The sequence below is a fragment of the Pseudidiomarina sp. WS423 genome (assembly GCF_050750165.1).
GTDB lineage: Bacteria > Pseudomonadota > Gammaproteobacteria > Enterobacterales > Alteromonadaceae > Pseudidiomarina > Pseudidiomarina fusca.
This window is the reverse complement of sequence record NZ_JBOJLN010000006.1, coordinates 64769-91521: the sequence shown is the minus strand read 5'-3', so window position 1 is coordinate 91521 and position 26753 is coordinate 64769. Positions and strand designations below refer to the sequence as shown.

Genomic DNA, 26753 nt, shown 5'->3' with positions numbered 1-26753 from the left:
CCGAACCTATGCCGAACAGAAGCCGAACATAAGCTGAACCTAAACCGCATGACTAAAGACCCAAACAAGCCAGCACCTGACCTTGCCGAGACTTCATCTTTTGCTGATTTAGTGAAGGTGGATAAACGTATTGTGGATGATTCGCATCAGCCCCCTAGCATTACTCCCAAGCTGCTACGCAGGCGACGCCCGGAACTTTCTGCGGCACAACAAATGAAGCAACAACAGGCGGAATTCTTTTTCTCTGATACCTATCGCGCGCACTTTGCTGAAGGAGCCATACGCTATCTGGCACCGGGCACAGCTAGCCATGTGTTAAAGCAATTACGGCGGGGAGATTTTGCGCCGGAACTGTTTCTTGATTTGCATGGCTTAACCCAAGCTGTAGCCAAACAGGAAATTGCTGCCTTGTTGTACGCATGCCAAAAACAGCAGGTTGACTGCTGTGCCATTATGAGTGGCCATGGCCAAGGTATTTTAAAAGAAAACCTGCCCCATTGGTTGGTTCAGCACCCTGCCGTCAAGGCCTTTCACCAAGCACCAAAGCAATGGGGTGGCGATGCTGCACTGCTTATTCTGCTGGAGTTGCCGCAATCATCCGCACAAAGCTGATCTTGCGTTTGGCGATATCCACTTGCAGCTCTGCTATGCCAGCAGTTGGGAAAATAAGTGGCGGTGTGGCTTGATCTAAGGCCGCCACCAAATAACTTATAAAGGGCATGTGAGACACCACCATCACCTGAGCCGAAGTGCTTGCCATGGCCGCTAACTTAACCCACAGCCACTCCGTGAACATATCGGCATCACCAGCTGGAGTAATGTCATGACTGATGTCACGTACTTTGGCGGTGGTTGTCTGCGCTACTATGGTGGCGGTTTGTTGGGCCCGAATATAAGGACTCACCAGCAGCCAATCTAGGCCTGACTGGCCTTGTTCAGCAAGGTACTGCTGCAGCCAAGTAGCTGCCGCTAGCACTTCTTCTTCGCCCAATGGGCTGAGCGGACGAATCGCATCCGCTTGCAAGGCTTGAGCTGCTACTGCATCACCATGACGCATCAAATATAAGGTTATTGTCACGCTTTATTCGCTCTCAGTTGCCGCACGTTCGCGCTTACGTCCGCCAGTAACAGGATCGGCACGCCCTTCATCTTTCGCTTGATCGGCACGGCGACGGCGCACGGCTTTAGGATCTGCGATGAGGGGTCGATAAATTTCGATGCGGTCGCCATCGCGCACCTGGTGGTCTAATTTAACCGCCTTACTCCAAATACCCACTTTTTGCTGACTAAGATCTATCTCAGGAAAGTATTGCAGGATGCCCGACTGTTCAATGGCTTGCTGAACTGGGGTTTCCGCCGCCACTCTGAGCTTGATAATTTGTTGCTGAGCTGGCGTCGCGTAAGCCACTTCTATTTGTATAAGTTCGGGCTGCACAGGTTCAGCCGCTGCTGCTGCCGATTGCATTGCTTCAGCCACGATTCACTCCATACACTTGTTGCGCACGCTGTACAAAGGCGTCCACCATGCGGCTTTGTAGCTCATTGAAAATTTTGCCAAAGGCCATACCTAACAAGCGATTAGCAAATTCAAATTCTAACCGTAATACTATTTTACAGGCGTTTTCATCTAACCGATGAAAGCTCCAACCACCGCGCAAATACTCAAACGGACCATCAACCAGTTCCATCCCGATTTGGCTAAAAGGATGCAGGCTGTTGCGCGTGGTAAAAGACTTACTGATACCCGCTTTGCTGATTTCTAAGCGCGCCACTTTCATCTCGGCAGATTGCTCTAAAATAGCCGCAGCTCGACAACCCGGCACAAATTGCGGATAACTATCAATATCGTCGACTAACGCATACATTTGTTCGTCACTGTACGGTACTAATGCGCTGCGTTCGATTGTTGGCATAGGTTTTCTTATCCTCTGATTTACGCCTAAGCGTTACAGCTGTAAAATGCTGCGCATGATAGCGCAATTTAAGCCATGAATCATCTCCCCAATGACATTTGTTGATTCCTTCGACAAGACAATAAAAACGTATGATTTTACCAAGGCATGGGTATAATAACTGACATGAGCAAAGCTAAAAAACAAGTCAATTCAGGCACTATAGCCCTGAACAAAAAGGCCCGTCACGAATACTTCCTCGAAGATAAGTTTGAGGCAGGTATCGCCTTACAAGGCTGGGAAATCAAAAGCATCCGCGAAGGTAAGGTGAACATTGCCGATACTTACGTGATCATCAAAAATGGTGAGGCCTATTTATTAGGCGCCCAGATCCAACCGCTGATTTCAGCTTCAACCCACGTGGTATGCGACCCAGAGCGCACCCGCAAACTGCTGTTGAAAAAACGCGAGTTAGATAAATTGATTGGCGCTAGCGAGCGTGATGGCTACTCCATTGTGGCAACCGCCATGTATTGGAAGCGGCATTTAGTGAAGTTAGAGATTTACCTAGCTAAGGGTAAAAAGTCACACGACAAACGTGACACCATTAAAGAACGTGATTGGCAGCGCCAAAAAGCACGTATTATGAAACATAATGTGCGTTGACATGTGATCTAAATCAGGGTAAGTTCCTGTATACAAAAGTTCCTGTATACAAAAGTTCCTGTATACAAAAGTTCCTGTATACAAGTTAACACTGTCAAATAGTTACACAATAAAAAAAAAGCGTAAGGCAAACACATGACAAACCCAATCGCAGTTCAAGCATTCAACTGGTGGTGGCATCTCCCGATATAGCGGGTGGTGTGTCTGTGCGTGTCTCTCACGTAGTTAGATTCAAAAAACCCGCTCCTGGAGCGGGTTTTTTTGTGGCTGAAAATCAAACTAAAAACCATACAAAAAGTTATACAACTTAGCTAACAAGTAGGTCTTTGTGAACATTATCGAATCTTTTGGAACCCTCAGTAGTTTGCGCATCAAGCTACCCTATCAAGCGGATACGCTTGCTGTGTATCAGCGCGTGTGCGCCGATCAGCCGCATTCGTTGTTGCTTGATTCTGCTGAAATTCAATCGCGCCAGCACCTCAAAAGTTTGCTGATGGTAAGCGCTTCGGTGCAATTTACCTGTGCTGGCAATCAAGTCACCATCACCGCACTCACGGCTAACGGCGAGTCGCTCTTACCTTGGTTAGAAGAACAACTGACACCTTTGTGCAGCTTAACCACCGAGCGCAATGCGCAAGGCCAACTCACCCAGTTGGTATGCTTATTCGCTGAGCTGGATAGCACCAGCGATGAAGACTCGCGCTTACGTGCTGTTTCTAATATTGAGCCACTGCGAATCGTCCAGCAACAATTGCAGCAAGCCGGTGATGCCCATCCACTCGCCATTTTCATCGGTGGCGTGTTTGGTTACGACTACGTGGCGAGTTTTGAGCAATTACCCGAGGTGCCGATGGCGGCCAACAGCTGCCCGGACTATCAGTTTTATCTCGCAGAAACCCTGTTGGTGATTGATCATCAGAGCCAAACCACAGAACTCATTGCAGGTTTACTAAGCGGCCCGAACAGTGCCGAATATTATCAGCAGTTGGCTCATCAAGCCGGTCGGGTAGCGGCCCTGTGTCAGCTTCCTAGCCCAATAAAACCAGCGGCCCCAGCCCCGGCTGCCAACACTGCTGAAGTGCAAGCAGAGCCTAGCCGTGACGTTTTTATGCAGATAGTGCAACAGATGCAAGAACGGATCTTGGCGGGGGATATTTTTCAGGTGGTGCCTTCAAGACAGTTTCGCATTGAGTGTCGCGATAGTTTAGCTGCCTATCAGCAGCTAAAAGCGGCTAACCCCTCCCCTTACATGTTCTTTTTACGCACCCCAGAATTTGAATTATTCGGCGCTTCGCCAGAGTCAGCACTTAAATATACCGCAGCTACCAACCAAGTTGAGCTGTATCCAATCGCTGGTACCCGCCCCCGAGGCAAGCATGCTGATGGCAGCATCGCGGCAGATTTAGATAGTCGCCTCGAGCTAGAGTTGCGGCTGGATCAAAAAGAACTCGCCGAGCACATGATGCTGGTTGATTTAGCCCGCAACGACTTAGCTCGTATTGCTAAGCCTGGCACCCGTTACGTGGCTAACCTATTGCAGGTGGATCGTTATTCCCACGTGATGCACTTGGTCTCACGGGTGGTGGCGCAGTTGGCTGATGATCTTGATGCGCTGCATGCCTACCGTGCCTGTATGAATATGGGAACCTTAGTGGGTGCGCCAAAAATCAATGCCGCCACCATTATCCGCCAAGTAGAACAGCAGCGCCGCGGCAGCTATGGCGGTGCCGTGGGCTACCTATCCGGCAATGGCGACATGGATACTTGTATTGTTATTCGCTCTGCCTTTGTTAGCCAGGGTTATGCCGTGGTACAAGCTGGGGCCGGTGTGGTTCATGATTCACAGCCCCTCGCCGAAGTGAATGAAACCGAAGGTAAAGCCCGAGCTGTATTAGAAGCGATTCAACAGGCCAACCAACAAGGTTTTGGCAGCGGAGGTTCTTTATGAGTGACAACATGAGTGCGAACATGAACATCAACACTGATGCCGCTAACTCGGCCCCAGATAGAATCGTGTTATTAGATAACTTTGATTCTTTTACCTACAACTTGGTGGATGAACTGCGGCAATTAGGTTATCCCCTGATGATTTATCGTAATAATGTGCCCCTAGAGCAATTCATTGCAGCCCTAGCTGATTACCCCGGGCGCCAGTTGCTGTGTTTGTCGCCGGGCCCGGGCCATCCAGCCCAAGCAGGCCATTTGCTAGAGGTGATTGAGGCCTGTCGTGGGCAGTATCCGATGCTGGGTATTTGCCTTGGTTTTCAAGCCCTAATTCACGCAGCTGGCGGTGAGATTGACCGCTGTGGTGAAACGGTACATGGCAAAAAGGCGCTGATTGATTGCCAATCTCATCCTATTTTTGATGGCTTAGAAAGTCCTTTAGGAGTGGCTAGATATCACTCCTTGTGTGGCTTCAAGTTACCGCAAAGTATTGCGGTGCTTGCCACCACCGGTGCTATTCCGATGGCAGCCTACTTTAAGGATTACTATGCCTTGGGTTTTCAATTTCACCCAGAATCTATTTTAACTAGTCACGGAACTCGTTTACTGGCGCAGAGTGTGGCGTATTTATTTGCTCAATACGGGAGTCTACCATGCAAGCAATAACCGATTTAATGGCCGGTAAAGCCTTATCCGTTGATGCTGCCGAGCGGCTGTTCGACCACTTAGTAAAAGGTGAGCTGAACGATATTCAAATCACCGCAGCCTTAGTGGCGATGAAAATGCGCGGTGAGCAACCCAGCGAAATGGCAGGTGCCGCACAAGCGCTGCGGCGCGCTGCCAAGCCTTTTCAACGCCCTCAGCGAGTGGTGATAGATAGCTGTGGTACCGGCGGTGATGGCAGTAACACCATGAACATTTCTACCACCGCTGCTCTGGTAGCCGCAAGCATGGGCCTGACCGTAGCCAAACATGGAAACCGCAGCGTGTCGTCACGCTCTGGTTCTGCTGATGTGCTAGAAAGTTTGGGTTTATCCGTTACCCAAGATCCTGAAGTGGCAGCGGCGCAGCTGGATCGCTTTAATTTTTGCTTTTTGTTTGCGCCCCACTATCACCCTGGTATTCGCTATGCCATGCCGAGCCGACAAACTTTAAAAACTCGTACCTTGTTTAACCTTCTTGGGCCGCTGGTGAATCCAGCCCAACCCGATGCCCAGTTGCTCGGCGTTTATGATCCTAGTTGGTGTAAACCGATGGCCGAAACCTTGCGTATGTTAGGCTGTAAACGAGCTATGGTGGTGCATGGCTCAGGCTTAGATGAGATAGCAATTCATGCCAACACCCATGTGGTGGAGTTACGTGATGGCGAACTCACTGAGTATCAACTTACCCCCCAACAATTAGGCGTACAAACGGCCCCAATCAGTGCTTTACGCGGTGGCGATGCTGACTTCAACGCCCAATTGTTGCAACGTGTGTTGCAAGGCCAAGCTAGCCAAGCTCAGCTTGACGCAGTGGCCGTAGCCGTAGCCGGGATGCTCTACCTCAGCGGCGTAACTGAAACCATCGCCGCCGGCTGTGCCGCGGCACTCGAGCATTTAGCTAGCGGCAAAGCCCTTGCCCATTTACACAAGCTACAGGAGTTTAATCGTGAGTATTCCTAGTGTGCTGCAAGAAATCGTGGCTAGCCGCCGAGCTGAACTCGAGCAATTAAGCCAGCACTATCAGGCCGAGCAACTGCAAGCGCAATTGCAGCCCAGTAGCCGCAGTTTGGCTGCCGCTTTAGCGCAACCGCGAGCCAGTTTTATTTTAGAATGTAAGCGCGCATCGCCCAGCAAGGGGTTGATTCGACCTGATTTTAATCCGGTCAGCTTGGCCCAAACTTACGCTCGTTATGCGGACGCTATCTCGGTGTTAACTGAGCCGAACTATTTTCAAGGTAGTTATGCTTATTTGGCCGCGGTCAGCCAAGCCGTTGATAAACCCGTACTATGCAAAGATTTCATTATTGATCCTTTGCAAGTGTTGCTAGCCCGATATTTTGGTGCTGATGCGATTTTGTTGATGCTGTCGATTTTAGACGATCAGCAGTACCAAGTTTTGGCTGAGCTGGCCGCCACATATCAGCTGGATGTGCTCACCGAGGTCGCCAACCAAGCTGAATTAACGCGGGCAATTAACTTAAAAGCGAAGATTATTGGGATCAATAACCGTGATTTGCACACCTTAAAGATTGATACTGACACCAGTTTGGAACTGAGCCAGCAGATTCCTCCAGGCGTATTGGTGGTCGCCGAGTCTGGTTATCATACGAATCAACAAGTGCGAGCAGCAGCTGGTGTGGTGGATGGCTTCTTAGTGGGCAGTGCATTGGCGGCGCAAGCGAATGTCGACCAAGCTTGCCGTGAATTAGTTTATGGCGAACACAAAATCTGTGGTTTGCAGCGCCCCGAAGATAGCCTCTGTGCCCATGCCGCTGGAGCCGCATTTGGTGGCTTGATCTTCGTGAAGCACTCGCCTCGTTGTGTTGATTTAGCTCAGGCGCAAGCCGTGATTGCAGCAGCTCCATTGCTTGCCTACGTGGGCGTATTTGCCGACCAACCGCTGCACGAGGTGGCTGAGCTTACCCAGCAGCTGAACTTACATGCAGTTCAGCTGCATGGCCAAGAAGACTTCGATTACATTAGCCAATTACGTAAGGCGATTCCGCGCAACGTGCAGATCTGGAAGGCAGTTGCGGTGGACGAGCCCTTGTTACTGCCTGATTTAGAAGTAGATACGTTTTTACTGGATAACAGATACGGTGGTAGCGGCGAACCTTTTGATTGGTCGTTATTAGCTCACTTAACACCGGCTCAGCGCCAGCAGTGCATGATAGCTGGGGGGCTGAACGCAAGCAATGTAAGCGCTGCCTTAGCCACTGGGCTAGCGCGCTGTGATATTAACTCTGGGGTTGAACTCTATAAAGCACACAAAGACCCTGCCCTTATTAATCAAGTCATGACCCAATTACGGGGTTATGGTCGTATTCAGCAAGGAGTCACTCATGACTAGTCGTACCTCAGCGGAAACTTTGTCGCCTTATTTTGGTGATTTTGGGGGGCAATTTGTCCCCGAGATTTTATTGCCGGCGTTAGATCAGCTAGAGCAAGCCTTTTTAGAAGCACAACAAGATCCGGCTTTTCAAGCGGAATTTAGTGACCTCCTCAAGAACTACTTGGGTCGTCCTACGCCTTTATCTTTGTGCCGCAATCTGCCGCTAACATCGCCTAATGGCTGCAAAATCTATTTAAAACGAGAAGACCTATTGCATGGCGGCGCCCATAAAACCAACCAAGTACTTGGCCAAGCTCTGCTCGCCAAGCGCATGGGCAAAACTCGTATTATTGCCGAAACCGGCGCCGGCCAACATGGTACCGCCACCGCCCTCGCCTGCGCTCTGTTAGGGCTAGAATGTATTATTTACATGGGTGCTAAAGACGTAGCTCGGCAGCAGCCTAATGTGTTCAGAATGGAACTGATGGGCGCCAAAGTAGTGGCTGTAGATAGCGGTAGTGGCACCCTCAAAGACGCCGTAAACGAAGCTATGCGCGACTGGACGGCCAGTTACCAAACTACCCACTACCTTTTAGGCACCGCCGCTGGCCCGCACCCGTTCCCAACCATTGTGCGTGAGTTTCATCGCATGATTGGCGCCGAAGCCAAAGCACAAATGATTGCCCAAGCCGGCCGCTTACCCGATGAAGTTATCGCCTGTGTGGGCGGTGGCTCTAACGCTATCGGCATGTTCGCTGAGTTTATTGATGAACCGGGCGTGGCCCTAGTAGGAGTCGAACCAGCCGGCAAAGGAATTGATACTCATCATCATGGTGCCACTTTAGCTGCCGGAGCGCCCGGCATCTTGCACGGTTGTCGCAGCTTTATTATGCAAACCGACGAAGGCCAAATCGAAGAAAGTTATTCGGTCTCGGCTGGGCTTGATTATCCTGGCGTAGGCCCACAACATGCTTACCTGAAAAGTATTGGCCGGGCGCGGTATGAATCGGTAACCGACGATGAAGCGCTGGAAGCCTTTAAGTTGCTGGCAGAAAAAGAAGGAATTATTCCTGCACTAGAGTCAGCCCATGCGCTCGCCTATGCATTGAAACGTGCAGCTGAGCCCGATGCTCCAGAACTATTACTGATTAACCTTTCAGGCCGCGGTGATAAAGACATCGATCACGTTCGTCGCATTTTTGCAGCTACCGCTCAAGGAGAATAATCATGAGTCGCTATCAAGCCATGTTTGCTGATTTAGCTGAGCGCCAGCAAGGTGCTTTTGTGCCCTTTGTGACCCTCGGCGATCCTAACCTTGAGCAATCTTTTGCACTGATCCAGGCCCTCGTAGAAGGGGGTGCCGATGCCCTTGAGTTAGGGCTCCCTTTCTCCGACCCAGTCGCTGATGGCCCCACCATTCAGCGTGCTAATATCCGCGCCCTGCAAAGCAACGTTAGCGTGCAACAGTGTTTTGCGCTATTGGCAAAAATACGGGCGCTGTACCCTAACTTACCAATAGGATTGTTGGTGTACGCCAACCTCGTAGAAAGCAACGGTGCAGCTAGCTTTTATCAGCGCTGTGCTGACGCAGGCGTAGATTCGGTGTTGATTGCTGATGTGCCAAGCCGTGAAGGCGAGCGGTTTGCTGCGGTAGCTAAACACTATGGCATCGCGCCTATTTTTATTGCTCCGCCAGATGGCACCGCCACCCAGCTACAACGCATTGCTGCGCTTAGCGAAGGCTACGTGTATTTACTCAGCAGAGCCGGTGTTACTGGGGCTGAAACCTCCATGCAAACCCCTACCACGGCAGTCATCGAGGCCCTGCAGCAAGCCCACAGTGCACCACCGTTACTGGGCTTTGGGATTGCTAAACCCGAGCATGTGCAAGCGGCGTTAGCTGCAGGTGCTGCCGGTGCCATTAGCGGCTCCGCCGTGGTGCAAATCATCGAACAAAACCTGGCTGATTCTGAGCTGATGCTCACCCAGTTACGCGACTTTAGTCGTCAGATGAAGGCGGCAACAAACAAGCCTTAAGGGCTGGCTCGACCGTCGTATACCGAAACTGATAACCGGCCTGTTGCAGGCGCTCAGGCAGCACGAACTGGCCGGTTAATAACATCTCCGACAGCTCACCTAAGGCGAGTTTCAGTACCCAGCTTGGCACCCGCATAAAATGTGATTTACGCAAGGTTTTGGCTATCGCAGCACTAAACTCTTGTTGGCTTACTGGAGTTGGCGCAGTGGCGTTATAGATGCCACGACAGTCGGCAGTTTCCAGTAGATGCAAAATAATGCCCACCATGTCATCAAGATGAATCCAAGAAAAGCCTTGTTGGCCGTGGCCAAGAGGACCGCCCAAGCCTAACAAATAAGGCGGCAACATTTTCCGTAAGGCACCACCGGCGGGGGCCAGCACGACGCCCGTACGCAGCACACAGACGCGCGTTTTATCTGAGTCCGCCGCTAACGCCAGTTGCTCCCACTCGGCACAAAGATGATGCGCAAAATCATCTGCTTGCACCTTAGTTGCTTCGGTGACGGGGGTACGCCCCTGCGCACCATAATAGCCAATGGCCGAGCCGCTGATAAATACTTGCGGCGGATTAGCTGCGGCTAACATCCGCTCCGATAATTGCCGCGTAACAGCCCAACGACTTTGCTCTAGGCGTAGTTTCTGTTTGGCGGTCCAGCGCTTATCGGCAATGCCTTCGCCTTGTAAGTTAATGACAGCATAGAAATCGCTGATGTCGCTCACTTCAGCCAAGCTTTTTAAGGCCTGTACTTGCTTACCAAACCGCTCGATGGCACGCTGCGGCTGCCGCGTTAACAGGGTGACATGATACTTTTCTGTAAGCTGCGGAATCAGCGCAGAACCAATTAAGCCGGTACCGCCAGTGATTAGAATTTTCATCATCGTGTTACTCACCCTAGGTTATCTTACTGTTATTGCTCTGGTATCCCAGCACGTAACCAAACTGCAACTGGTCTCAAGTGTAGCGACAGAATCTGGTGCTTACCAAACTTTTCTGGCACACTTCAGCTAATTGTCTCGTTGGAAATCACCCATGTTGTTAGTACTTGAATACCTGCCCATTGTTATTTTTTTCATCGCTTACTTATTGGGCGACATTTTTCTTGCAACTGCCGCGCTCATGGTAGCCACCCTACTCCAAGTGGTGATCATGAAATTGCTACGCGAACCGGTAACCACCCGTCACTGGATTGTGATGTGGGCGGTGTTATTGTTTGGTGGTGTTACTTTATTCTTAAACGATGACTGGTTTGTAAAGATCAAAGTCACCGTGATTTATATTGCTATTGCCCTGTTTTTACTGATTGGTACTTGGTGGAACAAACGCAGTCCGTTACAGGCCATGCTCGGTAGCGAAATTCAATTGCCGCATTTTGCTTGGATACGATTAACTTATGCTTGGGTTGTCTTTAGTTTAAGCTTAGCTGTGATTAATCTTTATATTATTGAAACCATGAGCTTAGATGCATGGGTTAACTTTAAGGTATTTGGCATTTTGGGCGCTACCCTGGTGTTTAGTATTGGCTCTGGCGCTTACATGTTTAAACATCATACTGACCGAGAAAAAGACACTAAGGAAATTGACTAATGTGGTTTGTTATTTGGGCTGAAGATAAGCCAAACTCGCTGGCAGCGCGCAAAGCCACACGCCCAGCGCATTTAGAACGGTTGCATCAATTACAACAAGAGGGCCGTCTGTTAGTGGCTGGGCCCTGCCCGGCAATTGCTAGTGCTGACCCAGGTGAGGCTGGTTTTACCGGCTCTATGGTGGTCGCTGAATTTGATGATTTAGCTGCTGCCGAAGCTTGGGCGCAGGCTGATCCTTATGTTGCCGCCGGCGTGTACCAGCAGGTAACCGTCAAACCTTATCTGAAAGTACTGCCCTAATGGCATCCATAGCTGCGCAGCCGCTGCAACTGCAAGCTGCGCCCAATCGCTTTATCCAAGCGCACTGGTATCCAAGTAGCACGGCGGCACAGGCGGTTATTGTGATGGCCCCGGCGATGGCGGTACCACAAAGGTTCTACCAGCCGTTTTGTACTTGGTTAGCTGCGCAAGGCTACCATGTGCTGAGTTTTGATTACTTCGGCATTGGTGCTTCTACCCCGCAGCCACTGCAGCAGTTGCACAGTAGCATTTCAGAATGGGCGGAACTTGATGCCGCAGCCGTAGTGCGCTATCTCGACAGTGAATTCTCGACTTACCCTAAGCTTTGGTTGGGGCACAGCATCAGTGGCCAGTTATTTGGCATGATCCCTAATCACCAGCTGATTCATCATATGATCAGCGTCAATACCGGTAGCGGCTACTGGCGCGCAATGAGCGGCAGTTTTAAATGGAAATCCATGCTGCTGTGGGGTTTAGTGACGCCACTAGCAGTGCCACTGGTGGGGTATTTCCCGGGCCGAAAATTAGGCATCATTGGTGATGTTCCAGCCGCTGCCATGCAGCAATGGCGGCGCTGGTGTTTGCATCCTGATTACTTGGTGGGGGCTGAAAATCTGTATCAGAGTTACGCTAACGTCAGCACTCCTATCACATCGCTAGCCGTTAGCGATGATGAAATGATAGCCCCCAGCCGAGTGAACCATTTGCACGATTTTTATCGGCAAGCACCGCAACAACGCATTCTCTACCACCCTCACCAATTTGAGGTGGAGCGCTTGGGCCACTTCGCTATTTTTCAGCAGCCACAACAAGCGTTGTGGCCACGTCTATTTGGCGAGCCCATCCAAGCTGCGTTAACCGCTCATAGCTTAGGCTAAGCGACGGATTAACTGGGCCGTATTGCGTTTAATCAGTCGGCCACAGGCTAAACGCCCCATTAATCCAACGACCACGGCACCGGCAACGGGACCAATCAACCAGAAGCGCCAATGAATACTGGCTTGCATATCGAACACCTGCGTTTGCAGTATCCACAGTGCGAGCTCCATCGCCAGCGTCGCTATTAGCCCACTAATCGCCCCAAGGATAACAAACTCGTAGGTGACGCTTTGCCGCAATAACTTCGCAGACGCCCCCAAGGTGCGCAGAATCACCAGCTCTTTCTCGCGCTCTTCTAAACTTGCCTGTACCTGCGCTAACAGCACTAAAATCCCAGCAATAATCACCACCACCAAAACAAAGGCGATAGCTAGACTCACTTGGTCAATCACTTCGCGCAATTGGCCAATGATGGCATCTAGGTCAATGAGTGAGACTTGCGGGAAAGGTCTAAACAACTCATACAATTCTGACTTACGCTCAGGCTCCAGATAAAAACTCGAGATAAAGGTTGCAGGAAAGTCCGTCAAAGTAGCAGTGTTAAAGATCATAAAGAAATTGGGTTGCAAACTGCCCCAGTTAACCTCACGAATGCTGGTGACCGGCACGGTAAAGACGCTACCACCAATGTTAAATTCCAGCTCATCGCCAACTTGCAGGTTCATTCTGTCGGCGACGCCAGTTTCGATCGAAACCTGCGGCTGCGCATCGTCACCCCACCATTGCCCCGCAACCAAAGTATTATTAGGTGGCAACGTGTCACGCCATGTGAGCTGTAACTCGCGGCCAAAGCCCTCGCGTTGTTCTGCATTATTGGTCGCAGTATCAGCCGCATCGCCATCTTCTTCTTTGGTAACTTCATCGCGTACCGGTACCCCATTTACTGCCGTCATCCGGCCCGGCACAATCGGATACATGTCGTTGGCAACGATCTCTCGCTCAACAAATCGCTGTTGTAGGTTTTGCACGTCGTCACGGGCCACGTTGATCACAAAGTAATTAGGGGCATCGTCTGGCAGCTGTGCTTGCCAATCGGCTAGCAGCTCGTTTCGCAAGGCTAACACCAATAACAACAACATGATGGCGGTCGAAAAACTCAGCATTTGTACGCTGTTTGCTTGAGCTCGCCGCTGTAACCCTGCCATTGCTAGGCGCCAAGAACTACCCGCTTGCATCCCCGCTTGCCGGCTTACCCGAATAAACAAGCGGCTTACGGTGAGTAGAATAATCGCGGCTACGGCACCACCAACAAAGAGCGCACTCGAGAGCAGCCATTGTTGGCTGTAAATCAACAAGAGCGCATAAATGGTGCCCCCTGAAGCTAACCAATGCAGCCAGCGCCCGGCATTGTTGCCAGTAAGGTCACGATTTAGCACTCGTAACGGCGGGATGCTAATCAAGCGCAATAGCGGATACAGGGTAAACATCACGGCACTAACGAGGCCGGTGGCCGCAGCTAGGGCAAACGGCTGCCAACCCGATTGCGGTAATGCTGTGCCCAGTTGCTGACTCACCCAATAAATGACTTGGCTTTGGATCAGCCAGCCTAACAACAAGCCAAGGGTGATACTGATGAAAGTCAGGAGCAGCAAGTGCAGCACAAAAATACGCTGAATGATGCGCTTATTCGCCCCTAGCGTTTTGAAGATAGCCACCACGTCGTAGTTACGTTGACAATAACGCTGTGCAGCAACGGCAACCGCTGTTGCTGCTAAGACCACGCCCAGTAAACTAGCCAACAGCATAAACCGCTCGGCCCGCTGCAGACTGCGCGCCAAAGGCGAATCACCATCTTCAATGCTACGCCAGTTATGGGTGTCTTCGTTCAGCTGTGGGGTTAGCCAAGCTTCGTATTGCTCTAGCTGCTCTAAGGTACCAGCAAACAGCTGGTTGTAGCGCACCCGTGAGCCCGGTTGAATAAGCTCAGTTGCGGCCAGATCTTGATAACGAATTAGCACATTAGGGCTATCAGTAAACACCGAAAAACCGACATCTGGCTCGTAGGTTAATACTTTGCTCACTACAAACTGGCTGCGGCCCACCTCAATGGTATCGCCAATCGCCAGCTCAAGTTCTTGAAACAGCGCTGCGGCTACCCAAGCTTCGCCACTCTGTGGCAACCCTTGAGCCACTTGTTCAGCACCATACGGTTGCTCAGCCACGCGCAATTCGCCCCGCAAGGGATAGCCATCACCAACCGCTTTGATATCCACCAAGGCCAGTTGCTCACCGGCAAAAGCCATCGAGTTAAAGACCACTCGTTCAGCGGTCTGTAAGCCCTCTTGCTCGGCTTTGGTGATCCATTCTTGTGGGATATCGCGGCGTGAACTTAACACCCGATCGGCCGCTAAAAACTCTGCGCTACGGGCCATTAATCCGGCTTGCAAGCGCTCAGTAAACACCGACAGTGCCAACACCGCCGTTACCGACAGCACAATCGCAGCTGCCATGATGGTCAGCTCACCGCGCTTAAGCTCTTGCTTTAACAGTCGCCAGCTGATTTTATGCCACATCAGTCGCACCCTCTTGCTGCGTTGCTGCTGGTTTGGTTTGCACTAGGCTACCGGCCGTCATGGTCAACACTCGCTGGCAGCGTTGGGCTAACTCATTATCATGAGTGACCATCACCAACGTGGTGCCTGACTCTTGATTCATTTCAAACAACAGATCTTCTACTTTTTGCCCGGTCACACTATCTAGGTTGCCGGTTGGCTCGTCGGCAAAAAGTATTTTCGGTGTTCCCACAAACGCGCGCGCAATGGCGACCCGTTGCTGTTCACCACCAGATAATTGGTTAGGATAATGATTGAGGCGATCGGCTAAGCCTACTTTACGTAGCAGCTCTTGCGCTTGCTGCTGGGCATTCTTAGCTCCCGCTAGTTCTGCTGGCAACATCACGTTCTCTAAAGCGGTTAGGCTTGGGATCAATAGAAACGATTGAAAGATAAAGCCAACCTTGTCGGCCCGCAGTTTTGCCCGCTGCTCTTCATCCAAATCGCTCAATTTTACGTTATCTATAAGAACATCGCCCTTACTTGCGAGGTCTAAACCCGCGAGCAAAGATAGCAAGGTGGATTTACCGGAGCCGGACGCACCCACAATAGCAACGGTCTCACCTGCGGCAATTTCTAAGTTAATTGGCTGCAAAATGTGTAAAATACCGTCACTGGTGGTGACTTCTTTTTCTAATTGAGTGGTTTGAATAAGCATCTATGAAAAACTTCCTTATAAAATTTGTACTAATACTCGCATTATTTATTGTTATACGTCCAGTTTCGGCAAATGTCTCACTTGTGGTTTTAGGGGACAGTTTAAGTGCCGGCTATGGGATGGCGCAAAGTGAATCTTGGGTGGGCATTTTACAGCAGCGCTGGCAGCAATCGCAGCCTCAGATCACCCTAGTCAACGCCAGTATTAGCGGGGATACCACCCAAGGTGCGCTGAATCGTTTGGATGGCGTTATTGAGCGGCATCAGCCTACGGTGGTGTTTGTTGAATTAGGCGGTAACGATGGCCTGCGTGGCTTTACCCCAAACACAATTAGTGACAATTTAACCCAGATTATTGCACGCCTGCAGCAGCAGGATATTGTGGTGGCCTTAAGCCAAGTGCGGATACCACCTAATTATGGCCCACGTTACAGCGAGATGTTTGCTGAGGTTTTTCCACAGCTAGCTGAGCAGCACCAAATAACCTTAGTGCCGTTTTTTATGGAGCAAATTATTGGTGACGATAGTCTGATGCAAGGCGATGGCATTCACCCTAACCGTGCGGCACAGCCGATGATTGCAGATATTATGGAACCGCATTTGCTAGCTTTGTTAGAGCAAGTGACGATAGCTAAGACTGAGGGTAAGGAATAAAACATTAGGAAAGGTAAAACAAATGGCGTCCCCTAGGGGATTCGAACCCCTGTTACCGCCGTGAAAGGGCGGTGTCCTAGGCCTCTAGACGAAGGGGACCCCGGACTTGCTTGCTACGTTAGAATTGGCGTCCCCTAGGGGATTCGAACCCCTGTTACCGCCGTGAAAGGGCGGTGTCCTAGGCCTCTAGACGAAGGGGACGCTGTTCTAATGCAGCTGATTTATTCTGTTATTGGCGTCCCCTAGGGGATTCGAACCCCTGTTACCGCCGTGAAAGGGCGGTGTCCTAGGCCTCTAGACGAAGGGGACGCACCAGAACAAATCTCTATCAGGTTTTCACTTGTACTAAGCTTAACACAAAAGTTGGTGGAGCTAAGCGGGATCGAACCGCTGACCTCTTGCATGCCATGCAAGCGCTCTCCCAGCTGAGCTATAGCCCCACATTTTGTGGCTTGCTGTAGTACCCTGACAGCGGGGCGAATTCTAGGGTAATTTGCGCACCAGCGTCAACCTTTTTTTTAGAAAAGCGAATTGTTTGCTGAAAAATAAGCCAGTTCGCGCAATTCACCAGCAATATTAACTAAAACACACCTGATCACGCCCTGCTCGCTTGGCCGCGTACAAACGTTTATCTGCGGTATCTAAAGCCGCACTCAGTTGCATGTTGGTGATCGGCGCTAACCATACCCCACCGCTACTGATAGTCACCTTAATCAGTTGCTCATCCGCGTGGATCTCGAGCGCAGCGACCTTACTACGAATGCGTTCAGCTATGTGCGCGGCTTGCGCCTCGGTGATATCCGTAAGCACAGCAACAAATTCTTCGCCGCCATAACGGCCGATACGATCGTTAGGACGAATACATTGGGCAATGGTGTTAGCCACGGTACGCAGCACTAAGTCACCCGCTAAATGGCCGTAGGTATCATTAACTTTCTTAAAGAAATCGATATCCAGCATCAAAATAGCCAGTGAGCCTCGCGAACTTTGGCCAAGTTGCTGCTGCATGAATTCCATGATGGCTCCACGATTATAGATTCCGGTTAAGGCATCTCGTGCGGACTTATCTTGTAACTGCTGATTAGCAGCCACTAAGCGTTTATTAAGATCCATGATTTGCTGGTACAAGCGACTTTTTTCTATTAAATGCGCCACTTGGTTAGCCAAGTACAAGAAAACATCTTGATGCAAACCATCGTAGGTGTAGGCTTCGGTGCTCGAGAAAAACAGGAAACCCACCGGCCGGCCATCGGCGATGAGCGGACAAGTTAAACTGGAGCGAATGCCCTCGGCGACGATTTTGCGGGTAGATTCTGATTCTGGGTGCTCGGCCAAGTACGCTTCTAAGTCATTGATAATACGTGGCTTGCCCGTATCGATAATGGTTTGCAAACTAGAACCAGCTAAAGGTGCTGAATAGCCTGGGGTAATCTGCGGCGTATTCTCGTAGGTGAATTTAGCCCAATAGGCCGTAACGTGCTCACCATCATCCTCAATCAGCGCACAACCAATGCGGTCGTAGGGAATAACATCTTTGAAGAAGGTATAGATGCGCGCCAAAATATCTTCAAGTATCAGTGCCTTATTTAATTCAGCGGAGATCTCAAGCAAACGCACCAGCTCAGTAAAACGCGCAGTCAGCCAATACCCTAGCTGTTCAAGTTCATCACCTAACTGCTGCATGACGGGTTCTTGCTCTGCGGTGCTTGGCGAGGTTGCCGTTAACTTGGCGAGATCCTGTTGCTTCGCGGCTTGTACGGCTTGCAAATGACGACGCAGCTCTTCGGCAAAGCTATGCCCTCTGTTTATTGCTGCTGATGCTGCTAGTACTGCTTTGGACTCAGCCATACACAACTCCCTGAACTTCTAGCCTCTTGGTTAATAGTTCTTCGCTAATAGTTACTCATTAAAATGATAAATACGCTCTAACGATGCTCGGTCGCGGACCGTAACTTCCATATCTCGCACTAAACCATCTTCAATACTATACACCCAGCCATGAATAGCTAGCTCTTGGCCTCTATCCCAAGCTTGTTGAATGATGGTGGTTTTAGCAAGATTGCGAACCTGCTCGATCACGTTCAGCTCACACAGACGGTCTAACCGCGCCCGGCTATCACCGATGGCTTCAAGCTCCTGATGATATTCGCGGTAAATATCCTTGATACCAAACAACCAATGATCAACCAAACCATGGCTACAACTTTCGGTGGCAGCTTTAACCCCGCCACAGCCGTAGTGACCCACCACTAAAATATGCTTTACTTGTAAGGTTTCAACGGCATATTGCACCACCGATAAGCAGTTAAAATCCGTTTGAATCACCTGATTAGCCACGTTACGGTGCACAAATAATTCACCCGGCGCCATCCCTACCACCTGATTAGCCGGCACTCGGCTGTCCGAACAGCCTATCCAGAGGTATTCTGGCGATTGCTGGGCCACGAGTTGGTTAAAAAAGTCCGGGTTAGCTTTTAACATGCGTTCAGCCCAAGCGGCATTGTTAGCCAGCAGCTGACGAATCTTAAGCATAAAAGTATCCTTATATTTGGTGAAAAAAAGGCGCCGCCTGGCGCCCTTTCTTCTTTATTGCGCTTGTTCGCGCTCCATAATATACGAAATTGCTCGAGCGATACGTCCTACCACTTGGGTTTGGCTTAACATGGCCAGAGTCACATCCAGCGACGGCGAGTTACCTGAGCCAGTCACTGCCACCCGCAGTGGCATGCCTACTTTACCCATACCAACTTGCAAATCATCGGCGGTTTGTTGAATCGCCTGCTGAATGCTTGCTGGGTTCCACTCAGTTAAACTTGCTAGTCTATCTTGCACCGCTTCTAGAGCTTCACGTGCCACCGGGCGTAAATGTTTTTTCGCTGCAGCCTCATCAAAAGCCTCGTACTCTTCATAAAAATACCGGCTTTGGGCCGCGAGCTCTTTCAGGGTTTTAACCCGGTCCGCCATAACTGGCAACAACTGCTCTAAGGCTGGGCCTTTGCTCACATCAATGGCTTGATCAGTAAAGTGCCATTGCAAATAAGGAACAACCCGCTCTACCGGCAGCGATTTCATGTAGTGCTGATTTAACCAATTTAATTTTTCAGTATTGAAAGCTGAGGCGGCTTTGTTCACGTCGTCTAAACGAAACAGTTCAGTCATCTCCGCCACACTAAAGATTTCTTGATCGCCGTGCGACCAGCCCAGACGAACCAAGTAATTCAACACAGCTTCAGGTAAATAACCGTCATCGCGATATTGCATGACGCTCACGGCGCCGTGACGTTTAGACAGCTTTTTGCCATCATCACCTAAAATCATGGATACATGGGCATACTCAGGAATCGGCGCCCCGAGTGCTTGCAGGATATTAATTTGGCGTGGGGTATTGTTGATATGGTCTTCACCGCGTACCACGTGCGTGATCTGCATTTCCCAGTCATCAATCACCACACAGAAGTTGTAGGTGGGGGTACCGTCACTGCGCGCAATGATCAAATCATCAAGTTCACTGTTGGCAAACTCAATCGGACCGCGAATGTGATCATGAAACTTAACGCTACCCGTTTGTGGGTTGCGGAAGCGGATCACGAAAGAATCACCACCAGCGGCTGGGTTATCGCGACAATGGCCATCGTAGCGAGGCTTTTCACCGTTCGCCATTTGCTCTTCACGCATCTGCTCTAAACGTTCAGTCGAGCAATAGCACTTATAAGCTTTATCTTCTGCTAATAACTGCGCAATGTAATGCTCATAACGATCAAATCGCTTGGTTTGATAATAAGGACCTTCATCCCAAGTTAAGCCAAGCCACTCCATCCCCTCTAAAATGGCATCAATCGCAGGTTGGGTTGAACGTTCGCGATCCGTATCTTCAATACGCAGCACAAACTTACCGCCAGCAGCTTTAGCTACGAGCCATGAATAAAGTGCGGTACGGGCACCACCTACGTGTAAGAATCCAGTTGGGCTGGGGGCAAATCGAGTGACAACTGTCATAAGCAATTAAATCTCCGCTAACTATGGCGTTTTGAACGAGCAATAAGGGCTGTAGTTTAGCAAGAACAACCTAGCTACGCACCATACACAAGCTGATTCGCTGTAAACTTGTGCAAACTGACGAAAAAGCCAGCAGTCGAACAAAACATTTCATATTTCTTGTTGACAGTATCGCACAGCCCCCTATAATACGCCCCGCAACGCAGAGAAAAGGATGGTTAGCTCAGCTGGGAGAGCACCGCCCTTACAAGGCGGGGGTCACTGGTTCGAACCCAGTACCATCCACCAATTCTTCATTTTCTCTGTCTCCCTGTGGATGGTTAGCTCAGCTGGGAGAGCACCGCCCTTACAAGGCGGGGGTCACTGGTTCGAACCCAGTACCATCCACCATTTTTTTGCAGCTCTGCAAAACTCTAATCTAGAATACTTCAATCATTAGTAATAAATTAGCACCTAAATAAGCATGTTAGCCACCTGTACTGATGGGCTCATTGATTTTAGGCGCCGTGATTATTCTTCTTGCGCCGTGCGTACCAACTGGAAATAACGCTTCAAGTGCCGCGAAAATAGCAGCAGCCAACAGCCCATCAGCCAGCCAAACAATAGCATAGCCTTCACCCAAGAAAACGCCGGCCAGCGCGCCCCAATTAAACTCAGTAATAAGATGCCATCCAGTACCCAGCTCAGCCAGAGTAACAGCGGCGCCCAGCGAAAGGCTTTACTGACCCAAGCTGCTATCTCGGTTTTAACTTGAGTGGTTAACACAAAGAGCACCAACGCAGGCAGCCCTACCGCTAGAGCCAACGCAAACTGGTGGGTGTTGGTGTAGAAAAACTGCAGAATGAGCGAGCGGTCTTCAAAAAAAGAAAGGGATAAAATCCAAGCCACGTAACCACGCAAAAAAAACAGCAACAACACCGTTAAACTTAACGGTGTCTTCAGCTGTCCGTCTGCCGTAATGTAGCGCTCATCACCCAGTTGCAGTTGCACCTACTTGCCGCCTTGACCAAAATTTTTCATGAAAATAATAAGCAATGGTGTTCACTAAAGGTTCGATCATTGCCACTGCCCCACCCAACATCACATCGCCGGTCATGAGCCATACCAGCGTAAAGGCCACACTTACGTGCATTACGCCAAAGGATACTGTTTTTGCCATGCCTATCTCCTCATCTGTTTGAGCGCTTAGGTTAGCGCTTGATGAATAGATAATAGCAATCAGGTTGGTATTATCTAATTAATAATACCGATTAAAGATATCGACCGTCTCATTACAGGCGTTTGAGCTGTTCACGTAATTGAGTTAATTCATCCCTAATGCTTGCCGCTCGTTCAAATTCAAGATCTTTAGCCGCTTGATACATGGCTTTTTCTGCCGCTTCAATTTTCTGTACCAACAGTTTCGGATCGAACAAGCTCGCATCATAACTAGCTTGTGGCTCAGCTGCAGCCCGCTGTTGTTCTTTACGCGGCGCCCGAATACCCGTACCACCGAGGTCCATCACATCGGTGATGCGTTTGTTTAAGCCCTTTGGCGTGATGCCATGTTCTTCGTTATAGGCTTGCTGTTTTTGCCGGCGTCGATCGGTTTCGTCAATCGCCCGCTGCATCGAACCTGTGATTCTGTCCGCATACAAGATAGCGCGGCCATTGAGGTTTCGTGCGGCTCGGCCGATGGTCTGAATTAACGACCGGTCACTGCGCAAAAAGCCTTCTTTATCCGCATCGAGAATCGCCACTAAGCTTACTTCAGGCATATCTAAGCCTTCACGTAACAAGTTGATTCCCACCAGCACATCAAATTCACCTAAGCGTAGGTCGCGAATAATCTCCATACGCTCCACAGTATCAATATCTGAATGCAGATAGCGAACACGAATACCATGTTCATCTAGGTAATCCGATAAGTCTTCTGCCATCTTCTTGGTTAAGGTGGTGGCTAGCACGCGCTCATTGCGTTCCACGCGGATTCTAACTTCTGACATCAAATCATCCACTTGAGTCGCAACTGGGCGAATCTCTATGAGCGGATCCACGAGGCCCGTTGGACGTACCACCTGCTCTACCACTTCACCGGCTGATTTTTCTAGTTCATATTTACCTGGCGTGGCCGAGACATAAATAAGTTGTGGCGCAATGGCCTCAAACTCATCGAACTTTAACGGCCGGTTATCCAGTGCCGATGGCAATCTAAAACCATAATTCACGAGGTTTTCTTTGCGCGAACGGTCGCCTTTGTACATGGCACCGATTTGCGACACAGTCACGTGTGATTCATCAATAATCATCAGTGCATCATCAGGCAAATAATCCAGCAAGGTTGGTGGCGGCTCGCCGGGCGCACGCCCAGATAGATAGCGCGAGTAGTTTTCGATACCAGAGCAATAACCCAGCTCTAGCATCATTTCTATGTCGTATTGAGTACGTTGACTCAGCCGCTGTTCTTCGACCAATTTATTGGCATCTAACAGTTGCTGTTTGCGCTCTTTTAATTCTTCTTTGATGCGTTCCACCGCCGCTAAAATGGTTTCGCGCGGGGTAACATAGTGGGTCTTCGGATACACGGTAGCTCGCGCCACGTCGGCTTCCGTTACTTGCCCCGTTAAGGGTTCAAAAAAGCTAATGCGGTCGATTTCATCATCGAATAGCTCAACCCGAATGGCCAACTGTTCAGATTCAGCCGGAAAAATATCTATCACTTCGCCGCGCACCCGATAAGTGCCACGCTCGAAGGCCGCATCATTGCGTTTGTATTGCAGTTGCGCCAAGCGCCGCAAAATATCACGCTGATCGATCATATCGCCACGGCGTAAGTGCAGCATCATTTTCATGTAGGATTCAGGATCGCCCAAACCATAAATACAGGATACCGAAGCCACTAGCACCACGTCGCGGCGCTCCATCAGGGCTTTGGTGGCAGACAGCCGCATTTGTTCGATATGCTCGTTTATCGAGGCATCTTTCTCAATAAAAGTATCCGTGGTCGGCACATAAGCTTCGGGCTGATAGTAATCGTAATAAGACACGAAATACTCAACGGCATTGTTAGGAAAGAACTCTTTCATCTCGCCATACAATTGCGCCGCCAAAGTTTTGTTATGGGCCAAAATCAACGTTGGTCGCTGCACCTTGGCGATAACGTTAGCCATGGTAAAGGTTTTACCTGAACCAGTAACCCCAAGTAACGTTTGATGAGCCAGGCCAGCTTCCAGATTATCCACCAGAGCTTCGATAGCTTTGGGTTGGTCACCTGCGGGTTGATAGTCTGAGGTTAATTCGAAACGTTTCACCATGTTTTATCCTGTTACCGCGTGCTGCTGTTTGTCGCGTTCTTGTGCTAAGGCCCGTTGAAACCAAAACCAAGCCATGAAGCCAGTGACGATATTAGCAATAACGCCACCTACAAATAAGCCGGGTAAGTCGTACCAGAGTCCGCCCAACCAGCTCAGGGGTACAAACATCACGAACAAACGGATCACACTTAAGCTCAACGCTGACATTGGCAAATGCAGAGCATTTAAACTTGAGTTGGTTAAAATAATCACCCCTTGCGCACCGTAGCCAAGCGGCATCACGTAGATGAATAAACGAATCAATTCAGCCACTTCAGGGTCATTGGTAAAGACCGCTGCAATCATAGGAGCTAGGGCAATCAACAAGCCGTACATCAACAATTGAATGATCAATACGGCTCGCACTGCCACTTTGTAAGCGGCACCGACCCGGTCAAAAGCATGAGCGCCAAAGTTTTGGCTAATGAGCGGTGGTAACGACATGGATAGTGCCAGAATGACCACACTGGCTAAGGATTCTAGCCGCGAGCCAACCCCAAACGCCGCGACCGCTTCAGCACCATAAACGGCCACCAAGGCAGTGAGTACCGCCATAGCCAGAGGGGTGAGCATGTTCGCACCCGCTGCGGGTAAGCCAATGCTCAAAATTTGTCGGGCTGAATGCAGCCAAGTGGCGCCACTAGGTGCGCGCAAACTCAACAGTTGCTTGTAGCGCAAATACCAGAGTACCAGCACACTACCAATAACCCAGGACAGCACACTCGCAAGCGCCGCACCTTGCACTCCTAGTGCCGGCACCGGGCCCCAACCGAAAATCAGAATAGGATCAAACACGGCGTTCAGTAAGCCACCTGATGCCATGATCAAGCTGGGCGTACGAGTATCGCCAGCCGCGCGTAACACCGCATTACCCACCATCGGGATAACTAACCAGACGGCGCCTATAAACCACGGTGTCATGTAGGCATAAATATCGGGTAACAAGCGTTCTTGGGCACCAAGCAGGGCAAAAATGGCTGGCATCAACAACCAGCCGATCAGAGCTAAGACAGCGACCAATAAAGCAGCGACGGTCAGTGCCGTAGTGCCATCAAAACGCGCATGCTCCTCGCGCCCCGAACCACGTTTACGAGCAATCACCGCCGAGGTACCAATGCCTAAGCCAATACTCAAGCTCACCACGGTAAAAGTTACCGGAAAGGTGAAACTAACCGCAGCGAGCGGATCCGTGCCTAGCATACCGACAAAAAAAGTATCAACCACGTTAAAGCTAATCAGCGTTAGTACGCCAATAATAACGGGCCAAGTCATCTGCCATAGGGTGCTAGGAATAGGCCGATGAAGCAACGATTTTGCCGACACTGCTGGGCTCATGAAGATACTCTTAGTTGTTACTGCTAGTTATTACTGCGGGACTGTAGTTTTGGACCTGTCGCTACGACTGCGACTTAGCCATTGCTTGGGTATCGTAAAGGCTCCTAGTGTACCCAAATTTGCTGGTTACTACCATCCTCAATCTACCCCGACCAGAGCTTGCTTGCGTGGACAAAAATAGCCAATATCTATATAGTAAAGCATCTTTTTTCCCCTCAATATTTTATTAACGGCTCTGAAGCAAGGGATACCAGCGTGAAATATCAACTTTCTGATCGTGTAAATGCTATTCAACCTTCTCCTACCCTAGCAGTTTCGCAAAAAGCCGCTGAGCTTAAAGCTGCTGGCCATGATGTGATTGGCTTAGGCGTTGGTGAGCCTGATTTTGATACGCCCCAATTCGTGAAGGATGCTGCCAAGGCCGCGATTGATGCTGGCCATACCAAATACACAGCCGTCGACGGTATTCCGCAACTGAAACAAGCGGTCATTAACAAATTTCAGCGCGACAATGGACTCAGCTACGAACCTGCAGAGATTTTGATTTCGGCGGGCGGTAAACACAGTATTTTTAATCTACTTAGTGCTTGGCTTAACCCAGGTGACGAAGTGCTGATCCCGGCACCTTACTGGGTGTCGTATCCTGATATGAGCTTATTGGTGGGTGCGGTACCACGCTTTATTGAAGCTGGTATTGAGCAACGCTATAAAATCACCGCGGCACAATTAGCGGCGGCCATTACCCCAGCCACTCGGTTACTGTTCTTAAATAGTCCATCTAACCCAACCGGTACCGCCTATAGCAAAGCTGAATTGACTGCCCTAGCCGAAGTGTTGCGCCAGCACCCGCAGGTTCTTATTGCTACGGATGATATGTACGAACATATCTTGTGGACAGAAGAGGCTTTTCACAATATCGCCATGGTGGCGCCAGACTTACGTGAACGCATTGTGATTCTTTCTGGGGTGTCTAAAGCTTATGCCATGACCGGCTGGCGGATTGGTTACGCCGCGGGCCCTAAACCTTTGATTGCGGCAATGAAAAAGATTCAGTCACAGAGCACATCTAATCCAGCCAGCATTAGCCAATATGCGGCACTTGCAGCGTTAGAAGGTGACCAAACGTGCATTACCACCATGGTCACTGAATTTAAGAAACGCCATGATTATTTAGTTGCAGCACTCAATACGATTCCTGGTATGCAATGCATTGCTGGTGACGGCACTTTCTATACCTTTGCCAATATCACTGAACTCATGGCACAAAAAGGGGTGAGTACGGATATTGAATTATGCGAACAACTCTTGAATCAAGCTAAAGTGGCGCTGGTACCTGGTTCAGCCTTTGGTGCACCTGGCCATTGTCGCTTCTCTTTCGCCACCAGTATGGCAACTTTAGAAGAAGCGGTGCGACGTATTGATGCCTACGCTCGCGGTTAAACTGCTGACAAGTTCAAGGTTCTTTAAAATCCCGGCCCCGAGCCGGGATTTTTTATGAATCTTTGGTGACAACGACAATCAAACAGCTGTTTAAATTTTAACCACGGCAAGCTTTCTTGAAAACTCAAGCGATTAAAGCAAAAAGTCAAGCTATGATTGGCGATATTTGAAGCAAAGCTGACAAGAAATACACAGTGGCAGATCAAGAAAGAAGCGCTTCTTCAAGTTTTTCTTAAAGCCTGTAAAGTAACTCTGGGTATATATGTAAGCATTTGTTTTTATTGCGAAAATACAAATAGAGTCAATTTTTAAGCAATCTCTAAATCGGCCTGTATAGCGCACCATTCATGGCTACTCACAGATTTTCCCACAAGGTTATCCACAGATTTAGTGGATAAGATCCGCTAGCCTTTTGAAATCAAGAGCTGCGCCGATCTGTGGATAACAT

The 26753-nt window shown here is 49.8% G+C and carries 26 protein-coding genes, 6 tRNA genes and 1 other annotated feature; of the genes, 15 read left to right on the top strand and 17 right to left on the bottom strand.

Going from position 1 to position 26753, the window contains the following annotated elements:
• Positions 1-48 precede the first annotated feature (48 nt).
• Positions 49-612 (top strand): endonuclease SmrB, encoded by a 564-nt coding sequence (gene smrB / locus ACQ661_RS07350; RefSeq protein ID WP_431668044.1) that lies wholly within the window; start codon positions 49-51, stop codon positions 610-612.
• Here smrB and sixA read toward each other — a convergent pair.
• Genes sixA through ACQ661_RS07335 form a run of 3 tightly spaced genes read right to left on the bottom strand, consistent with a single transcriptional unit; the run spans position 572 to position 1913 of the window.
• On the bottom strand, positions 572-1078 hold the full coding sequence (gene sixA / locus ACQ661_RS07345) for a phosphohistidine phosphatase SixA (RefSeq protein WP_431668043.1): 507 nt from the start codon (positions 1076-1078) through the stop codon (positions 572-574). The genes smrB and sixA overlap by 41 nt on opposite strands.
• 3 nt (positions 1079-1081) lie before the next feature.
• Positions 1082-1465 carry an RnfH family protein gene (locus ACQ661_RS07340; RefSeq protein WP_153826715.1) on the bottom strand — a complete coding sequence of 128 codons (384 nt, stop codon included), beginning with the start codon at positions 1463-1465 and terminating at the stop codon, positions 1082-1084.
• A gap of 4 nt (positions 1466-1469) precedes the next feature.
• Positions 1470-1913, bottom strand: coding sequence for a type II toxin-antitoxin system RatA family toxin (locus ACQ661_RS07335; RefSeq protein ID WP_313932627.1), 444 nt, complete (start codon positions 1911-1913; stop codon positions 1470-1472).
• A gap of 165 nt (positions 1914-2078) precedes the next feature.
• On the opposite strand from ACQ661_RS07335, the gene smpB reads away from it, so the two are divergent.
• The 7 genes from smpB (at position 2079) to trpA (ending at position 9575) form a co-directional block, all read left to right on the top strand.
• Positions 2079-2558, top strand: coding sequence for an SsrA-binding protein SmpB (smpB, locus tag ACQ661_RS07330; RefSeq protein WP_110076302.1), 480 nt, complete (start codon positions 2079-2081; stop codon positions 2556-2558).
• Positions 2559-2720: 162 nt separating this feature from the next.
• Positions 2721-2823, top strand: a sequence feature (Trp leader region).
• A gap of 63 nt (positions 2824-2886) precedes the next feature.
• A complete protein-coding gene (locus ACQ661_RS07325; RefSeq protein WP_431668042.1) occupies positions 2887-4506 on the top strand; it encodes an anthranilate synthase component 1 in 1620 nt (539 codons plus the stop codon).
• A complete protein-coding gene (locus ACQ661_RS07320) occupies positions 4503-5168 on the top strand; it encodes an aminodeoxychorismate/anthranilate synthase component II (RefSeq protein ID WP_431668041.1) in 666 nt (221 codons plus the stop codon). Before ACQ661_RS07325 ends, ACQ661_RS07320 begins: the two co-directional genes overlap by 4 nt.
• Complete coding sequence (gene trpD / locus ACQ661_RS07315; protein ID WP_313932630.1) at positions 5156-6166, top strand: anthranilate phosphoribosyltransferase; 1011 nt, start codon at positions 5156-5158, stop codon at positions 6164-6166. The genes ACQ661_RS07320 and trpD overlap by 13 nt, the downstream gene beginning before the upstream one ends.
• Entirely contained in the window at positions 6153-7556 is a 1404-nt protein-coding gene (trpCF, locus tag ACQ661_RS07310) for a bifunctional indole-3-glycerol-phosphate synthase TrpC/phosphoribosylanthranilate isomerase TrpF (protein WP_431668040.1), read from the top strand. Before trpD ends, trpCF begins: the two co-directional genes overlap by 14 nt.
• On the top strand, positions 7549-8763 hold the full coding sequence (trpB, locus tag ACQ661_RS07305) for a tryptophan synthase subunit beta (protein ID WP_110076299.1): 1215 nt from the start codon (positions 7549-7551) through the stop codon (positions 8761-8763). The genes trpCF and trpB overlap by 8 nt, the downstream gene beginning before the upstream one ends.
• Positions 8764-8765: 2 nt before the next feature.
• Positions 8766-9575, top strand: a complete 810-nt coding sequence (gene trpA / locus ACQ661_RS07300) for a tryptophan synthase subunit alpha (RefSeq protein WP_431668039.1) — start codon at positions 8766-8768, stop codon at positions 9573-9575.
• Here the strand turns inward: trpA and ACQ661_RS07295 are convergent.
• Entirely contained in the window at positions 9538-10455 is a 918-nt protein-coding gene (locus ACQ661_RS07295; RefSeq protein WP_313932633.1) for a TIGR01777 family oxidoreductase, read from the bottom strand. The two genes, trpA and ACQ661_RS07295, sit on opposite strands and share 38 nt — an antisense overlap.
• Before the next feature lie 151 nt (positions 10456-10606).
• Here ACQ661_RS07295 and ACQ661_RS07290 point away from each other — a divergent pair, with 151 nt between their 5' ends.
• The 3 genes from ACQ661_RS07290 to ACQ661_RS07280 are packed head-to-tail and all read left to right on the top strand — an operon-like array spanning position 10607 to position 12338.
• Positions 10607-11161, top strand: a complete 555-nt coding sequence (locus ACQ661_RS07290) for an inner membrane-spanning protein YciB (RefSeq protein ID WP_153826656.1) — start codon at positions 10607-10609, stop codon at positions 11159-11161.
• Entirely contained in the window at positions 11161-11460 is a 300-nt protein-coding gene (locus ACQ661_RS07285) for a YciI family protein (RefSeq protein WP_431668038.1), read from the top strand. Before ACQ661_RS07290 ends, ACQ661_RS07285 begins: the two co-directional genes overlap by 1 nt.
• Complete coding sequence (locus ACQ661_RS07280; protein WP_431668037.1) at positions 11460-12338, top strand: alpha/beta hydrolase family protein; 879 nt, start codon at positions 11460-11462, stop codon at positions 12336-12338. The genes ACQ661_RS07285 and ACQ661_RS07280 overlap by 1 nt, the downstream gene beginning before the upstream one ends.
• On the opposite strand, the gene ACQ661_RS07275 is transcribed toward ACQ661_RS07280, so the two are convergent.
• Together ACQ661_RS07275 and ACQ661_RS07270 are read right to left on the bottom strand one after the other, a co-directional pair.
• Positions 12330-14852, bottom strand: a complete 2523-nt coding sequence (locus tag ACQ661_RS07275; protein ID WP_431668036.1) for an ABC transporter permease — start codon at positions 14850-14852, stop codon at positions 12330-12332. The genes ACQ661_RS07280 and ACQ661_RS07275 overlap by 9 nt on opposite strands.
• Positions 14842-15549 carry an ABC transporter ATP-binding protein gene (locus ACQ661_RS07270; RefSeq protein ID WP_110076293.1) on the bottom strand — a complete coding sequence of 236 codons (708 nt, stop codon included), beginning with the start codon at positions 15547-15549 and terminating at the stop codon, positions 14842-14844. The genes ACQ661_RS07275 and ACQ661_RS07270 overlap by 11 nt, the downstream gene beginning before the upstream one ends.
• 2 nt (positions 15550-15551) lie before the next feature.
• Here ACQ661_RS07270 and ACQ661_RS07265 point away from each other — a divergent pair, with 2 nt between their 5' ends.
• Positions 15552-16202, top strand: a complete 651-nt coding sequence (locus ACQ661_RS07265) for an arylesterase (RefSeq protein ID WP_431668035.1) — start codon at positions 15552-15554, stop codon at positions 16200-16202.
• 23 nt (positions 16203-16225) lie between these two features.
• Here the strand turns inward: ACQ661_RS07265 and ACQ661_RS07260 are convergent.
• The 7 genes from ACQ661_RS07260 to gltX form a co-directional block, all read right to left on the bottom strand.
• Positions 16226-16301: transfer RNA gene (locus ACQ661_RS07260), tRNA-Glu, on the bottom strand.
• A 26-nt stretch (positions 16302-16327) separates the two neighbouring features.
• Positions 16328-16403, bottom strand: a tRNA-Glu gene (locus tag ACQ661_RS07255).
• Positions 16404-16435: 32 nt separating this feature from the next.
• Positions 16436-16511 (bottom strand) — tRNA-Glu (locus tag ACQ661_RS07250).
• Positions 16512-16566: 55 nt separating this feature from the next.
• Positions 16567-16642: transfer RNA gene (locus tag ACQ661_RS07245), tRNA-Ala, on the bottom strand.
• Between the two features lie 136 nt (positions 16643-16778).
• A complete protein-coding gene (locus ACQ661_RS07240) occupies positions 16779-18050 on the bottom strand; it encodes a sensor domain-containing diguanylate cyclase (RefSeq protein WP_431668034.1) in 1272 nt (423 codons plus the stop codon).
• A 51-nt stretch (positions 18051-18101) separates the two neighbouring features.
• The gene (can, locus tag ACQ661_RS07235; RefSeq protein ID WP_110077117.1) at positions 18102-18734 is read right to left on the bottom strand and encodes a carbonate dehydratase; all 633 of its coding nucleotides are present in this window, start codon (positions 18732-18734) and stop codon (positions 18102-18104) included.
• A gap of 54 nt (positions 18735-18788) precedes the next feature.
• Positions 18789-20198, bottom strand: coding sequence for a glutamate--tRNA ligase (gene gltX / locus ACQ661_RS07230; protein ID WP_431668033.1), 1410 nt, complete (start codon positions 20196-20198; stop codon positions 18789-18791).
• 212 nt (positions 20199-20410) lie between these two features.
• Between gltX and ACQ661_RS07225 the strand changes: the two genes are divergently transcribed.
• Together ACQ661_RS07225 and ACQ661_RS07220 are read left to right on the top strand one after the other, a co-directional pair.
• Positions 20411-20486 (top strand) — tRNA-Val (locus ACQ661_RS07225).
• 26 nt (positions 20487-20512) lie between these two features.
• A tRNA-Val gene (locus tag ACQ661_RS07220) sits at positions 20513-20588 on the top strand.
• 120 nt (positions 20589-20708) lie between these two features.
• Here ACQ661_RS07220 and ACQ661_RS07215 read toward each other — a convergent pair.
• The 4 genes from ACQ661_RS07215 to ACQ661_RS07200 form a co-directional block, all read right to left on the bottom strand.
• The gene (locus tag ACQ661_RS07215; protein WP_110074669.1) at positions 20709-21188 is read right to left on the bottom strand and encodes a DUF2919 family protein; all 480 of its coding nucleotides are present in this window, start codon (positions 21186-21188) and stop codon (positions 20709-20711) included.
• Positions 21169-21357 carry a DUF2061 domain-containing protein gene (locus ACQ661_RS07210; RefSeq protein ID WP_110074670.1) on the bottom strand — a complete coding sequence of 63 codons (189 nt, stop codon included), beginning with the start codon at positions 21355-21357 and terminating at the stop codon, positions 21169-21171. Before ACQ661_RS07210 ends, ACQ661_RS07215 begins: the two co-directional genes overlap by 20 nt.
• Before the next feature lie 112 nt (positions 21358-21469).
• A complete protein-coding gene (gene uvrB / locus ACQ661_RS07205) occupies positions 21470-23491 on the bottom strand; it encodes an excinuclease ABC subunit UvrB (RefSeq protein WP_153826664.1) in 2022 nt (673 codons plus the stop codon).
• 3 nt (positions 23492-23494) lie between these two features.
• Positions 23495-24865, bottom strand: coding sequence for an MATE family efflux transporter (locus ACQ661_RS07200; RefSeq protein ID WP_431668032.1), 1371 nt, complete (start codon positions 24863-24865; stop codon positions 23495-23497).
• Between the two features lie 255 nt (positions 24866-25120).
• On the opposite strand from ACQ661_RS07200, the gene ACQ661_RS07195 reads away from it, so the two are divergent.
• Positions 25121-26305 carry a pyridoxal phosphate-dependent aminotransferase gene (locus ACQ661_RS07195; RefSeq protein ID WP_431668031.1) on the top strand — a complete coding sequence of 395 codons (1185 nt, stop codon included), beginning with the start codon at positions 25121-25123 and terminating at the stop codon, positions 26303-26305.
• The last annotated feature ends 448 nt before the right edge of the window (positions 26306-26753 follow it).

What these genes read in the sequence shown, in the direction of transcription:
- ACQ661_RS07340 (WP_153826715.1), bottom strand. Translation starts at nt 1,465, where the DNA reads ATGCAATCGGCAGCAGCAGCGGCTGAACCTGTGCAGCCCGAACTTATA.
- ACQ661_RS07280 (WP_431668037.1), top strand. Translation starts at nt 11,460, where the DNA reads ATGGCATCCATAGCTGCGCAGCCGCTGCAACTGCAAGCTGCGCCCAAT.
- ACQ661_RS07295 (WP_313932633.1), bottom strand. Translation starts at nt 10,455, where the DNA reads ATGATGAAAATTCTAATCACTGGCGGTACCGGCTTAATTGGTTCTGCG.
- ACQ661_RS07240 (WP_431668034.1), bottom strand. Translation starts at nt 18,050, where the DNA reads ATGGCTGAGTCCAAAGCAGTACTAGCAGCATCAGCAGCAATAAACAGA.
- ACQ661_RS07275 (WP_431668036.1), bottom strand. Translation starts at nt 14,852, where the DNA reads ATGTGGCATAAAATCAGCTGGCGACTGTTAAAGCAAGAGCTTAAGCGC.
- ACQ661_RS07270 (WP_110076293.1), bottom strand. Translation starts at nt 15,549, where the DNA reads ATGCTTATTCAAACCACTCAATTAGAAAAAGAAGTCACCACCAGTGAC.
- ACQ661_RS07320 (WP_431668041.1), top strand. Translation starts at nt 4,503, where the DNA reads ATGAGTGACAACATGAGTGCGAACATGAACATCAACACTGATGCCGCT.
- can (WP_110077117.1), bottom strand. Translation starts at nt 18,734, where the DNA reads ATGCTTAAGATTCGTCAGCTGCTGGCTAACAATGCCGCTTGGGCTGAA.
- ACQ661_RS07285 (WP_431668038.1), top strand. Translation starts at nt 11,161, where the DNA reads ATGTGGTTTGTTATTTGGGCTGAAGATAAGCCAAACTCGCTGGCAGCG.
- smpB (WP_110076302.1), top strand. Translation starts at nt 2,079, where the DNA reads ATGAGCAAAGCTAAAAAACAAGTCAATTCAGGCACTATAGCCCTGAAC.
- smrB (WP_431668044.1), top strand. Translation starts at nt 49, where the DNA reads ATGACTAAAGACCCAAACAAGCCAGCACCTGACCTTGCCGAGACTTCA.
- uvrB (WP_153826664.1), bottom strand. Translation starts at nt 23,491, where the DNA reads ATGGTGAAACGTTTCGAATTAACCTCAGACTATCAACCCGCAGGTGAC.
- ACQ661_RS07335 (WP_313932627.1), bottom strand. Translation starts at nt 1,913, where the DNA reads ATGCCAACAATCGAACGCAGCGCATTAGTACCGTACAGTGACGAACAA.
- trpD (WP_313932630.1), top strand. Translation starts at nt 5,156, where the DNA reads ATGCAAGCAATAACCGATTTAATGGCCGGTAAAGCCTTATCCGTTGAT.
- ACQ661_RS07290 (WP_153826656.1), top strand. Translation starts at nt 10,607, where the DNA reads ATGTTGTTAGTACTTGAATACCTGCCCATTGTTATTTTTTTCATCGCT.
- gltX (WP_431668033.1), bottom strand. Translation starts at nt 20,198, where the DNA reads ATGACAGTTGTCACTCGATTTGCCCCCAGCCCAACTGGATTCTTACAC.
- trpA (WP_431668039.1), top strand. Translation starts at nt 8,766, where the DNA reads ATGAGTCGCTATCAAGCCATGTTTGCTGATTTAGCTGAGCGCCAGCAA.
- trpB (WP_110076299.1), top strand. Translation starts at nt 7,549, where the DNA reads ATGACTAGTCGTACCTCAGCGGAAACTTTGTCGCCTTATTTTGGTGAT.
- ACQ661_RS07200 (WP_431668032.1), bottom strand. Translation starts at nt 24,865, where the DNA reads ATGAGCCCAGCAGTGTCGGCAAAATCGTTGCTTCATCGGCCTATTCCT.
- ACQ661_RS07265 (WP_431668035.1), top strand. Translation starts at nt 15,552, where the DNA reads ATGAAAAACTTCCTTATAAAATTTGTACTAATACTCGCATTATTTATT.
- ACQ661_RS07210 (WP_110074670.1), bottom strand. Translation starts at nt 21,357, where the DNA reads ATGGCAAAAACAGTATCCTTTGGCGTAATGCACGTAAGTGTGGCCTTT.